The following is a 13,424-nucleotide window of genomic DNA, read 5'->3' as shown; positions in this document are numbered from 1 at the left end:
AAATATCCCTTTTTTGAGCATGTCTACAAAAAAATAACTAAAAGCACTCATTTGAGAGTGCTTTAAAATGGATACCAAAAGTTTTGAAATACATGTAACTTTAAATATACTGCTACAATTAAAATAAAAACACCTACAAATAAAGCAATGAAATCCCCGCTTTTTGCTTTATTTGTATAAAACCAAGTACGTTTATCCTTTTTTCCAAATCCTCTTAAATCCATTGCATTTGAAACTGTATCGATTCTCTCTAGTGAATGAATAATTAAAGGCCAGAAAATTAAGACACGATTTTTCATACGAGTCCATAAACTTGCTTCTCCTTTTTCAAAGGCTACTCCTCTCGCCTCTTGTGCATGTTTAATAATTTTATATTCAGACTGAATATCAGGTATATAACGTAACGCAATTTTTATTGCATAGGTTATCTTATAATGAATTCGAAATTTACTTAAGCTACTCACAAATTCACTTGGATCAGTCGTATAAATAAAAATAAGTGTAAATGGTAATAACGTAAAATATTTTAATGAAAGTGTAGCCGCATAAAATAATGTTTCATAAGTAATTGTCGCATATCCGATATGTAAAAACGAAGTATATGATTCAGTTAATTCAGATCCATGGGTTGGTGTAATAAATAAAATCATGACAGAATTTAATAAACTAAATGTAAATATAACACTAAAAACTATTAAAATTTTACGAAATGGAATTTTTGCAACTAGCAGTCCAATACAGCCAATCACAAAAACAATAAGCAATATGCGAAAATCAAAAAACAAAAAAGTAAGTGTCATACAGAAAATAAATAACAACAATTTCACTGCCCCATCCATACGATGAAAGTATGTACTATACATGTTCCTCCCTCCTAGTAACCTCAAAATAAAGTTCTATAAACCTTTCAGGATAGGAAATCCCACTAAAATTAACTAGCTTGAATAAAGAACTTTCCCTTAGGTTCGCTCTTTGTAGCGTTTTTGAATGACCTAATACAATAGACGCAGTATTATTTGCAATAATTTCCCCTTCATGTAAAATGATTGCTCTGTCTGCATATTCTAATGCGAGATTCATATCGTGTGTGATAAAAATAAAAGATATTCCCTTTGCAGCTAGTTTTTTAATAAACGACATAAATTGTTTGTAATGATAATAATCTTGTCCCGCTGTCGGTTCATCTAAAATGACCAGTTTCGGATTTGTTGTTAGTACAGATGCAATTGTTACTCTCTTTTTTTGTCCATAACTTAATGCCTGAATTGGCCAATTACGAAATGGATACAAACCACAAATTTTTAACGTTTCTTCCGCTCTAAGCTTAATTTCTTCCTTTGAAACCTTTTTTAATTTTAATGAAAATGAAACCTCTTCTATAACAGTAGGTTGCGTAATCATATGATTTGGATTTTGCATCACATAAGATATAATCTCTCCACGTTTACGAATAGACCAAGAATTAATATTTACTCCATCAAATAAAATGCTATCATTTTTTGTTTTGTTTATACCTATAAGACTATGAGCTAATGTTGATTTTCCAGCTCCATTATGACCTAAAAGTGCTACAATTTCCCCTTCTTTTATTGAGAAATTTACATTTTCTAATACTTTTTGTTTATTAGGATAGGAGAACGACAAATTTTCAACTTTCAATAATTCTTTGTTTGTAGGAGTGCTTTTACAAAAAACTTGCTTCTCCATCCACTCATTTATTGCGCTACTTACACTTTCTCTTTGAAGATTTTCGAGTGGATATATTCCAGTATAATTACCATTAAAAGGTAATTTCTTTAATCCTTCTATGTACATAGGTTCTCTTAAGCCGATAGACGGTAATATATTTGACGTTAAAATCTCTTGTGGAGTGCCTATCGCAATAATTTCCCCGTCATCCATTAAAATGATTTTATCTAAATCTAGATTTAACATTTCCTCTATACGGTGTTCAATAATTACAATAGTTTTATTATATTGTTTATGTATATCTTTAATAAGTTCTATTGTATGTAAGCTACTTACAGGATCTAAATTCGCTAAAGGTTCATCAAATAATAATATATCGGCATTCGTTGTTAACAACCCTGCTAGAGAAACAGTTTGTTTTTGTCCCCCTGATAATTCATGTGGACTTTGTTTATGAAAAGAATGCATCTTTACCTTTTTTAATGAATCTGAAACAATTTTTTTCATAGTGTTTTGATTTACACATTCATTTTCTAAATAAAAAGCTACATCTTCTTCTACTGTAAGACCAATAAATTGAGCATCTTGATCCTGCAAAATTGTTCCTACCTGTTTACTCTGTTCAAAAATACTCCCTTTCCTCGGGTCTTTTCCAGCAATTAAAATATTCCCAGTACTAATCCCTTCATAAGAAAACGGGATTAGCCCATTCATACAATGAGCTAACGTTGACTTCCCTGAACCACTACGTCCAGCAATTAATACTTTTTCCCCAGGATATATATGAAACGTAATGTCTTTTACAGTAGGCTGCGCCGCATGCTCATATTGAAAGCTAAATTGTTCAAAAGAAATAATTGGTTGCATGTTAACATCCCTACTTTTCAATTTTTAAATGTGTGTGTTTCTTATTAGACTTAGCTAGACCTATTGTAATTGGTAACCCAAGTACTAAAAATACAATAACATCCGCAATTGTTGCTCCTAATACTTGTATAACAATTTTGTCAAACGGTTCTCCCATCACAATAATATCGAATGCACCAGCAAATATAATAGCAATGACAATACCAAGTAACCCCGCAATAGCTAAATAAGAAATATTCCCCTTATTATACGTCCCGTTTTTCACACTAAAGCCAACTCTTTTTTGAATGAGTCCCATTGCAAAGCCGATAATGCCTGAACTAATAACCCATCCCCACCAAATACCCCAACCAGCGATTGTATCCGTTACGGTATGACCGATAAGTCCTATTAGCAGTCCTGCCACTGGGCCAAATAACGCTCCAAAAACAGTTAAAATAACTAATGCAGGTTTAATAAATGTATTTGGTGCAATAGAAAATCCCCAAAGTCCTAATATCCCGTATAATGCTGCTCCAATTCCGATTGCCACTACTAACTTCGTTGATAATTTTTTCATTACAATTCCCCTCTCATATTAGTCAACTTTTATTACTCTATATTTATTTTGAAAATGAATTATGCATCGACACTCCCTTTCTATACAACAAAAAATGACCCCTTATATAAGAGGTCATTTTCTTTCACGTTCAAGAATCCTCTTATCTTCCAAAAAACACATCGTGTCCTCTGCGGAATTAGCACCTTCCTATAAATGTACATAGGGGTTGCTGAGGTTTCAAAGGGCCGTTCCCTCCACCTCTCTGGATAAGTATTAATTTGTAATTCGTATTATGGCACTAAGAAGAATAAATTTCAATACTTTTCTAATTATTTTTATTTTTTGTTAAATGATACATTTAAATCATTGTATTCTTATCGGAATTATGAAATAATGAACTCAAAATTGTTTCGGGAGGAATGTATGATGAAAGTAATTGGTTTAATTGGTGGACTAAGTTGGGAATCTACATCGTTATACTATAAACATATTAATACACTTACACTCTCTCAATACGATCAAAATGCAAAGCTTGTTTTATATAGCATGGATTTTGGTGAGGTAACTACCTTACTACAAAATCATCAATATGAAGAAGTGAAAAACGAATTAGTCACCGTTGCAAAAAAGGTTGAAAATTCCGGGGCTGAATGTTTATTAATGTGTTCCAATACAGTACATTTATTTGCTGAAGAAGTAGAACAGGCAATATCAATACCACTCCTTCACATCGGTGATGTAAGTGCAAAAAAAATGGTAGAACAGAATATAAAACGTATTGGACTATTAGGAACAAGACAAACGATGGAACAAGACTTCTATAAATCTCGTCTAGCGAATTATAACATTGAGACAATCATCCCAATTAAAGAAGAGAGAGATTTTATACATCATGTTATTTTAAATGAATTAAGTAAAGGAATTATTTCGGAATCATCAAAAGAAACGCTATTACAAATTGCAAAATCATTAATTCAAAATGGTGCAGAGGGTATATTACTTGGATGTACTGAAATTCCTTTGCTTATTTCTCAAAACGACCTTACTGTACCTGTTTTTGATACTGCTTTAATACACGCAAATACTGCTGTGCAGTTTGCAGGATAATAATATAAAAGCATAAAGGTTGCATCTCTATGCTTTTATATTGTCCAAACTATTTATTTGAAAGAGCTTTAATAACTTGGATTGCTTCTTTTGAACCACCGCATTCTAAAAAACTATCATTCAGTTTTCGTATACCATGTTTATACTTTTCATTTGAAAGAACGTCTATTACCGCTTCATTTAGAGTTTGCACATTAACATGCTCTTTCAATAATCTATGTGCTGCTTCCAGCTCAGTTAATCTTTGTGCTATCATTGGTTGGTCTTTATCATGTGGAATTATGACAAATGGGACATTAAAATAAATAGCATCGTGCACACTATTCATGCCGCCATGTGTAATAAAAACATCTGCTTCACTTAATATTTCTGATTGGGGTACGTATGAAGCAATTATAAAATTGTCTGGCGCTTTCTTAATTTTAGAACGATCATTTCTATCACCAATTGCCATTACAACTATTCCATCAAAATCTGAAAAAGTATCAATGCAAGTATTAAAGAATGGTTGGAGTCCTTCAAGCAGTGTTCCCATTGAGATATAAATAACTTTCTTATTTTTAAGTAATTCAAGTGGAAACTCTACATTAGTTTTACGCTTTGAAATACTCGGTCCAATAAAAATGTTATTTTCTCCGAACGCATCGCTATTAGGTTGAAAATAACGACTTGTGTACACGAGAGAAATATCACCCTTATTATGCATAAATTGAAGATTATTTTTGGGCTTTACTCCAAATTCGTGTTCTATTTGATATAATAACTTTTCAGAAAGTTCATCAGGTTGAAATTGTATTTCTGCATTTGGATGAAAAGGTAAAGTTTCCAAAAATTCTGGCGGAATTAAAAATATAGGAGAAGAAACTACGCCAGGAATTTGTAAATACTCCTTTACTAACTCTCCAGCACCAAATATATCATAAATTACGAAATCAAAATTTATTCTTTCACATAATTCTTTTGTAATTTTCAATATATATAAAGAAGTTTGAACATGTACATGAAAGAAAGAATTCAGCCCAGATGAAGTTTCATTATCAATAGAAATCTCCTTTAATAAATCTGGATGGGTATATACAGTCGCTCCCAAATCTTCAATTCTGCCTTTAAAGTGTTCTGTTGTAATATAATGTACATGATCCCCCCGTTCAGTAAAGGCTTTGACTAAACCCAATGTAGGATTTACATGTCCTTCTGCTGGAAAATTAACCACTAAAATATTTAGCACTTATTTCTCACTCCTTACATTTCAATACTCTTATTAATCATACTGTAAATATTACCGTCAATCTTCACCTAATAGTCCTAATATGCTTGCTACTTAAGGTTGATAAATAATTGTCAGTTAATAACAAAAAAAGCATCTACATAAGTAGATGCCTAACCGTGATAAGGAGTGTTCTGTGAGGATAGAATAAGCTTTTCAGCTTGTCCTATGCTATCAATATATGATTTATTTTATAAAAGGTGAATAATTAATAGAATTATTTCACCCATTTTATTCAATTAAATAGATAATATACTATTTCTACTTTACCTATTATACCTCGTTTCTAATTTATTCCTATGAAAAAACGCCTCTAGTTCACATGATTGCTAGAGACGCTTCGTACATTTTAATTCTCTTTAGGATCATCTATTTTTGGCGATTCTCCACTTAAACGCTTGTTTTTCAATTCGAAATAAGCATCTAAAACTTCTTTTCCAATATCAGAGTTAATGCCAGATTTATCATTAATAACCCATGGTACAACAACAGAGAACGCTACTTCTGGATTATCATATGGCGCATATCCTGCTAACGTTAAATTATAACATTCCCTTCTCTCGCCCTTTTCATTTCTTCCAATATCACTTTCACCACCGTAAACTGTCTGTGCTGTCCCTGTTTTACCTGCTGGTTTATACGATGCTTTTTGGAACGCCCTTACCCCAGTTCCATCACCTTCTTGGAATACCCTTCTAAATCCTTCCTTTACTTGATTTATATATTCCTCTTTCATATCTATTTTATTTAAAACGATTGGCTCTACTGAATGCATGACTTTACCAATTTCATCTTTTTGCGACGTTTGCTCTCTAACCTCTTGAACAATTTGCGGCTTCATTCGGTATCCACCGTTTGCGATTGTTGAAATATACTGTACAAGCTGAAGCGGTGTATACGTGTCATATTGACCAATTGAGTAGTCTAATAAGAAACCTGGTTGGTTATCTTTTTTACCAATTTGTCCAGCTGTTTCATTTGGTAAATCGATGCCCGTTGGAACACCTAATCCAAATTGCCTAAAATAATACCTCATTTTATCAAAGTACTCCTGTTTAATATTTAATGAGCTATTTTTCACATAATCCACACCTGCAATTTTTAATGCTGTATGAAACATATAAACGTTTGAAGAAACTTGTAACGCTCTTAAATCGTCAATATTTCCGAACTCTTTCCAAGACTTTTTTTCCTTAGTTCCTTTAAACTTCATTGGTGCATCATAAAAATAAGTACCTGGTGTTATAGCTTTCGTTTCAAATCCAGTTAAAACTGTCGCACCTTTCACTGTTGATCCAAGCTCGTATGAACTAGTCATTGTGCCTAATGCATAGTCTTCAACTTCTGTTTTCCCGTCTTTTTCTACAAGTCTTTTCCCAGCCATTGATAATACTTGTCCGTTTTTCGGATTCATCATTACCACGAAAGCACGGTCCAACATCGATTCTGAACCTTTATATGCTTTTAATATTTTTTCAATACTTTCTTCTACTTTTTTCTGCAGATCCATATCTATTGTTAAAGTTAAGTTCTTACCGCTTTTCCCCTCAGAAACTGTTTCCATTCTAATTGTATTACCTTGTTTATCAGTAACGCTTCTTACTTCTCTTTTTGCCCCATGAAGTACATCTTCATATTGCTGCTCGATATAACTTTTTCCAACCCTATCATTTCGGCTATAATCACGTACCAAGTAGTAATCTAATCGTTCACTCGGTAATCCTTCATCGGAATTAGAAACATTACCAAGAACGGATCGGAATAATCCATCATTTACATACACTCTCTCCCAATCAACCGATACGTCTACTCCTGGAAGATTCGCTAAACCTTCACTAATTATAGTAAATTCCTTTTCACTAACATCTTTTTTAATAATTTGAGGAGCCATTTGATAGCCTGCAGTCATCTTACTTTTAATAGCTAACACTTTTATATCATTATCTGTTAATTCCTGAAGGTTTTTATTTGTAACTCGTTTTCTTTTTAACTCTTCTATTTTTTTATCTAGCTTCTTACCGCTAATATCCTTCTCTCTAAATGTATCTATTTCTTTTTTAGATACTAGATTTTCAGCCAGTTTCGGATTTAATTGCATCCAAAAATCTTTCTTATCTGTCTCAGTTAACTTAGTAATATCTTCTTGCGGCATTTCAATTATATCTGCAAGTTGTCTTGCAGTTTTTAATATATCTTCTGATTTTACACCTTTCATCTTTGTGTACGTGACCGTTCGTAAAGATTTATTATCAACAACCGGATTTCCTTCACGATCAAATATTTTCCCGCGCGGGACGGAAAGACTCACAGTTGCATTTTCTCTCTTTTCTACTTCATTTTTATACGTCTCTCCATCGAGAATTTGCACTTTCCCTAACTGTATAATCATTGCAGAAAATAATAAAAATACACAAAGAAATAAAATGTTTAACCGCGTCGGTATTGCTCTACCACTTTTTTTCTCTTGCTTATTCACTTTGTCATAATCTCCTCCTTACAGTATTCCTCATAATAATAGAATCTATATATTAAAAGTAATGCACATTTTCTATACAGTACTTTATACAAATATTAATATACCGATAAAAACTTAATAGAAATTAAAACAAAGGTAAAGAAAAGGTAAAGTTTATTAAATTAAATATAAAAATACCCAATGAAAAAAGTTTAGCTTTTTTTCATTGGGTATTTAATCATTTATTTAAGAATGAATGCTAGAACGTATCGATATGCATCTATCATCACAATTTGATAGAGGTTCTTTACTCTGAACTTTCGGCAAGTAAATCGTTACTGTTGTCCCGACACCAACCTCACTCATAATACTTATATTTCCTTGATGGCTTTCAATAATTTTGTAACTTAACATTAATCCAATACCGGTACCTTTTTCTTTCGTACTATAAAAAGGCTCACCTAATCTCTTAATTCTTTCTTCAGGTATTCCTATTCCTTCATCAATTACATGAACAATGACACCATCATCGTTTATTTCTTTTATGTGGATTGTAATTTCCCCACCATTTGGCATAGCTTCGATAGAATTTTGCAAAATATTAATAAATACTTGTTTCAATTGATTTTCTGAGCATTCAATACTTATATCGTTGGATTCTGCATATAATTCGACTTGAATATTTGTCATAATTGCTTTTGTATTCATTAACGATACGACATTTTTATAAATTTGATAAATATTTTTTTGTTCTGTATTCATTTCATCTGTTTTAGCAATTGACAAAAATTCTTGGAGGATCGCCTCTATTCTTTCAATTTCCGAAAGCATTAGATCAAAATATTTTTCTTGATCCTCTTTATTAATTTGGAATAACTGTATAAACCCTTTTATGACTGTTAATGGATTCCTCACTTCATGAGCTACACCCGCTGCTAATTGACCGATTGCTGCAAGTGTGTCTGATTTATTTAGTAATTCTTCTGTCTTTTTCCGCTCTGTAATATCACGTACAATGATCATTATTTTATCATGTAATAATGGTAAGCATCTAGCTTCAAAGAAATCGATACTCCCATTAATTGTAAGTAGATATTCAACAATTACATTCGTTCCTTTTTCCTTCACTTGATGAATTGCTTCCTGAAACTGCTGTGCTACTGGAGAAGGTAATACTTCGAAAAACTTTTTTCCCATAAAAGCTTCTGCCGGTACATAAAATTTCGAAGGGGATCCTGCTTTATAATCTATAATTGTGCCATCATTTTCTGTTAAAAAACATAAATCTGGTAAAGCCTTAAAAATTAATTCCAATTCAGACGTTTGTTGTTTTAACTGCTCTTCTATCGCTTTTAAATGTGTAATATCTACACCGACAGCCCAGTAGCTATACCCTGTTACAGGAAACTGTTCCGATATATTGGACCACATGATTGTTTTAATTTCACCATTTTTACATGTTAAGTGCATTTCCCAATCCCTGAAATTTTTTCCACAAGTTAAAAATTTCGTTTGTATTTGGTGACGATAATTATGATCTGGGTACAATAATTGAAGGGCATTTGGATTTCCTATTATTTCTTCAGCGGTATAACCTGTTACAATTTCACACTCCCGATTCCACAACACAAAATCTCCATTATAATCAAGCGCATCAACCATAACAGGCATGTTTTGTAAAATCGTATGTAGTTCCTCCTCTTTTCGAGTAAACAACATTGTATTTTTACTTTGAAATACTTTTGTTGCTCCATCAATAATTAGATTTGAAAGCATTTCAAAGTATTTTTGACAATTGTAAATTTCGCTTTTGTTGGACCATACTACAAAAGATCCTAAATGTTGATTGTATAAAAAAATGGGGATTTCAATTTTGGGAAGTTTACATATTTTCGTCTCATTTATTCCAAAAGAAAATATACATTCTTTTTCAGCATCAAGAAGTTGATGTGATATGTTGGTTAATTTATAAAACTGTTCTGCCATGGTTTCTATTGTACTCACATCAATAAGTTCCATTAGCCGCGCATTCATTCCTTTTTCACCTCAATATGTAAAATTAATACAAATTCAAAATTTATACTCCTCCATTATACGAAGAATGTGCCTTTAGGTATATAGCTGTAGAATAATTATTCGAACAAATTTTATTTTTCAATTAAAAACAGAAAAGAATTCGCATGAAAAATGAACTTTTAATCCATTTGTATTTACTCATCTCATACATGGTTTTGATATGAGAGTAATACACATCACCTTTAGTAGTATAAAAATACAAAAAATATAAAGTTCATAAAATTTTCACAATTAACATGAAAAATATAAACATTTATTCCAATATATTCTATATAATAAAAAGTAATAAGGCTTCTATGAATCTCATAGAATACCTTACCCCTAATAAAAAGAAAAAAAGAATCTATTTAGATTCTTTTTTTCTTTTTATATTACATTACATATTTATATAAGGCATGTGCAACACCGTGTTCTTCATTTGATAATGTTTCGTATTGACACATCGCTTTTATTTCTTCCACTGCATTCCCCATTGCAATTGATATATTCGCTTTTTCCATCATGGAAACATCGTTTAGCCCATCACCAATCGCTACAGTATTTTCGACTGGAATATTCAGATGTTCTGCTAAAGTATATAAGCCATTTCCTTTTTGGGCATCACGATGATTAATCTCTAAATTATGCCAATATGAAGATGTAATTGCTAAATCAGTATTATGCAGAAACGCTGCTTTTAACTTTTTTAATTTTTCTATGTCATAAGAAAATGGCAAAAGTTTATGCACATGTATATCAGTTTCTACAATTGGTTTACAACTTTCTGCACTATGAAATGCTGTATGTTCAAGATATAATGCTGCAATCGTTTCTAACTCTTTCACATCAAAACTTTCTTTTGAATTCTTCACATATTCGATCTCATTACGCACACTCTCTACGCCATAATCTGGTACATAAACACCTTTATTAGTATAAAGCTGATAATATAAGCTATTCTCTTCAAGATAGTCTATAATCTCAAGTGCCTGCATATTTTCAATTGGATATCTCTTCATCATTTTTTTATCTTTATATATAAGCGCACCATTTTCCGCAATAATTGGACAGTCTAAATTAACCTCTAACAACAATCTTTCAATATCAACGATAGAACGCCCTGTACAAATTGTTACAACATGGCCAGCTTCCTGACATTTTCGAATTGCATCCGCATTCTCTTTACTAATCATTTTATTCCCCGAAAGAAGAGTTCCATCTAAATCAATTGCGATTAATTTCATTATTTCTTCACCACTTTCTTTAAATACACGAGTTCAAATTAAACAAAAGGTATCGTTTTCATACTGAACTCGTGAAGTACTCCTTATTTATAATTTATGAAAAGCGTTTCAGGTCAAGAAATAATTAAAAATAAAATCAAAAGCTTTTCTTTTTAAAGAAAAGCTTTTGATTTTAATCTATGAATTATAACTAATATATTTTGTCTCACACATGTACACATTTTTTTCTTCAGTTGGGACATATACTTTAAACTTTTCTAAACGTTTTCCGTAAATATGAATCGTGACAACGCTTTCGTTTTCAGCTATTTCAAGAATATGACAATCTGCTGGTGGAATGACTGTATCTGTTTCTCCTTCTCCCAAATAAAGATTTCCTGTATGCGTTAAATAAACAAGTGAATTTTCAATCTGCTTAGTTTGTATAAAATTCTGCACCATTATCCTTCCTGTAAAAACACCTTCTACTCCCCATGTACCATCATGATCATGTAAAGGTGTAGATTGTCCATCTTTCCATACAAGAGCTAATACTTCAAATCGCTTTAAAGGATCTTCATATAATAGGTGTCGTGCATATTGAGCCGAATTCGCCTTCTGTTTTTCTAGTGGAAGCCATGTTTTCTTTTCTAAAAGTTCTTCTAGTAATTTTTCAATCGCACAAACAATTTGATCTTCTAACAAATTACTATCAATTAAATCCGTTACAGCTTTAATAAATGTTTGAAACGTTTTACTTCCATTACACGTTAACATAAGCATCCTCCTCTACTCTTTTCACACACTTCCATATTAAATAGCCCACCAAAAATTTACAATTGAGAAATAAAAAAACAAGGTACAATAATTTTGCACCTTGTTGATCAGGTTATTGAGTTGTCAAGCGAATAGGTAAGAATTTCAAAGTTTGTTCATTTTCCAATATACATTTTTCTAAATTGAAAGATGACGATAACTCTATTTTTTTAAAAGCATTTATAAAAGTTCTTAATGCAATCTCAGCTTCTAGTCTTGCAAGTGGTGCCCCTAAGCAAAAGTGAGGACCTTTACCAAAGGTTAAATGCTTTTCATTTCCAATTCGGTGTAAATTAAATTTAGAAGCTTGTGAAAACTTTTTCTCATCTAAATTTGCTGCACTTACCCATGCAACAATCATTTGATCCTTTTTCATAAAAGGTCCAAATATATTTGTATCCTCTGTAATTCTTCTAGCCAATGTAACGGGAAAGCGATAGCGTAAAACTTCCTCAATCGCTTTTGAAATTAATGTAGGTTCTTTTCTTAACTCTTCATATGTTCCAGGTGAATCCACTAAAAAACAATAAAAGCTATTAATAATTAAATTTGTAGTTGTTTCATTACCTGCCGCTAATAAGCCTAAAGAAAAAGTAACTATTTCTTCATCGGTTAATCTTTCGCCTTCATATTCAGCTCGTATTAAATCTGAAATAATATCGTCGGATAAATGATATCTTTTCTCTTGAACAATTGGAAGAAGGTATGCTTTAAATTCATTTAACGCAATTCCTTTTTCTACATCCAAATCGTTAAATTTTTCTTTACTAAATGGCATAAATAAAATATCAGACCATTCTTTAATTTTTTTACGGTCAGTTGTTGGTACTCCTAACAAATCGGATATGACGGTAACAGGTAAAACTGCAGCAAACTCTTCAACGATATTAACCTCACTATATTTTCCGATATGTTGTACAAGTTCATTTGCGATAGACTGTATTCGAGGTTTCCATTGTTCTATACTTCTTGGAGTAAATGCTTTAGAAACAATAGAACGTACATTGCGATGTTCTGGTGGATCAGTAGAGTTTATATTTATTCTCGTTTCTAAAGGTGGGATTGAAAATTGTCTTCGTTCCCTTCTACTTGAAAATAAGCGATAATCCGATAAAACTCGATTTACATCATCGTATAAAAAAACATTCCATACATCCTGCTCCTCATCATAATGAACCGGATGGTTGTCCCTCATAAATTGATACCACTCATACGGATTCCACAATTCTTCTTTTGTTTTCAGCTTTGAAATTTCATGAACTAAAATCACATTTTCAGGCGAAGCCATAGTTCTTTCCTCCCTTTTCTTTTACAATAAAAGTGATAGGTCGGTAGTTCAAAGTTGTATAATCTAACATATGTTATTTTAACATATGCTAAAGCGGATTTTTCATTGGAGAACTT

Annotated in this window: 10 protein-coding genes and 1 riboswitch; of the genes, 1 reads left to right on the top strand and 9 read right to left on the bottom strand. The window is 31.8% G+C overall.

The window, feature by feature from the left end:
• Positions 1-62: 62 nt before the first annotated feature.
• From MR115_RS01580 to MR115_RS01570, 3 genes are read right to left on the bottom strand one after another with little or no spacing between them, the layout of a single operon-like run.
• Positions 63-863 carry an energy-coupling factor transporter transmembrane component T family protein gene (locus tag MR115_RS01580; protein ID WP_242239448.1) on the bottom strand — a complete coding sequence of 267 codons (801 nt, stop codon included), beginning with the start codon at positions 861-863 and terminating at the stop codon, positions 63-65.
• Positions 856-2,556 carry an ABC transporter ATP-binding protein gene (locus tag MR115_RS01575; RefSeq protein ID WP_242239446.1) on the bottom strand — a complete coding sequence of 567 codons (1,701 nt, stop codon included), beginning with the start codon at positions 2,554-2,556 and terminating at the stop codon, positions 856-858. Before MR115_RS01575 ends, MR115_RS01580 begins: the two co-directional genes overlap by 8 nt.
• Before the next feature lie 10 nt (positions 2,557-2,566).
• The gene (locus MR115_RS01570) at positions 2,567-3,115 is read right to left on the bottom strand and encodes an ECF-type riboflavin transporter substrate-binding protein (protein ID WP_242239445.1); all 549 of its coding nucleotides are present in this window, start codon (positions 3,113-3,115) and stop codon (positions 2,567-2,569) included.
• Between the two features lie 139 nt (positions 3,116-3,254).
• Positions 3,255-3,370: riboswitch (SAM riboswitch) on the bottom strand.
• Positions 3,371-3,520: 150 nt separating this feature from the next.
• On the opposite strand from MR115_RS01570, the gene MR115_RS01565 reads away from it, so the two are divergent.
• On the top strand, positions 3,521-4,204 hold the full coding sequence (locus MR115_RS01565; protein ID WP_242239443.1) for an aspartate/glutamate racemase family protein: 684 nt from the start codon (positions 3,521-3,523) through the stop codon (positions 4,202-4,204).
• A gap of 49 nt (positions 4,205-4,253) precedes the next feature.
• Here the strand turns inward: MR115_RS01565 and MR115_RS01560 are convergent, their stop codons facing one another.
• From MR115_RS01560 to MR115_RS01535, 6 genes are all read right to left on the bottom strand, one after another.
• The gene (locus MR115_RS01560) at positions 4,254-5,432 is read right to left on the bottom strand and encodes a macrolide family glycosyltransferase (RefSeq protein WP_242239442.1); all 1,179 of its coding nucleotides are present in this window, start codon (positions 5,430-5,432) and stop codon (positions 4,254-4,256) included.
• Between the two features lie 388 nt (positions 5,433-5,820).
• Positions 5,821-7,947 carry a peptidoglycan D,D-transpeptidase FtsI family protein gene (locus MR115_RS01555; RefSeq protein WP_242239441.1) on the bottom strand — a complete coding sequence of 709 codons (2,127 nt, stop codon included), beginning with the start codon at positions 7,945-7,947 and terminating at the stop codon, positions 5,821-5,823.
• A 225-nt stretch (positions 7,948-8,172) separates the two neighbouring features.
• A complete protein-coding gene (locus tag MR115_RS01550; RefSeq protein ID WP_242239440.1) occupies positions 8,173-9,960 on the bottom strand; it encodes a PAS domain-containing sensor histidine kinase in 1,788 nt (595 codons plus the stop codon).
• Between the two features lie 413 nt (positions 9,961-10,373).
• Entirely contained in the window at positions 10,374-11,225 is an 852-nt protein-coding gene (locus MR115_RS01545; RefSeq protein WP_242239439.1) for a Cof-type HAD-IIB family hydrolase, read from the bottom strand.
• A 177-nt stretch (positions 11,226-11,402) separates the two neighbouring features.
• Positions 11,403-11,981 carry a cysteine dioxygenase family protein gene (locus MR115_RS01540; RefSeq protein WP_098324584.1) on the bottom strand — a complete coding sequence of 193 codons (579 nt, stop codon included), beginning with the start codon at positions 11,979-11,981 and terminating at the stop codon, positions 11,403-11,405.
• A gap of 112 nt (positions 11,982-12,093) precedes the next feature.
• Positions 12,094-13,308 carry a cytochrome P450 gene (locus MR115_RS01535; protein ID WP_242239437.1) on the bottom strand — a complete coding sequence of 405 codons (1,215 nt, stop codon included), beginning with the start codon at positions 13,306-13,308 and terminating at the stop codon, positions 12,094-12,096.
• Positions 13,309-13,424: the final 116 nt, after the last annotated feature.

Source organism: Bacillus cereus group sp. BfR-BA-01309, assembly GCF_022664315.1.
Classification (GTDB): domain Bacteria; phylum Bacillota; class Bacilli; order Bacillales; family Bacillaceae_G; genus Bacillus_A; species Bacillus_A mobilis.
The sequence above is the reverse complement of the archived record's forward strand: the minus strand, read 5'-3'. Positions and strand labels throughout refer to the sequence as shown.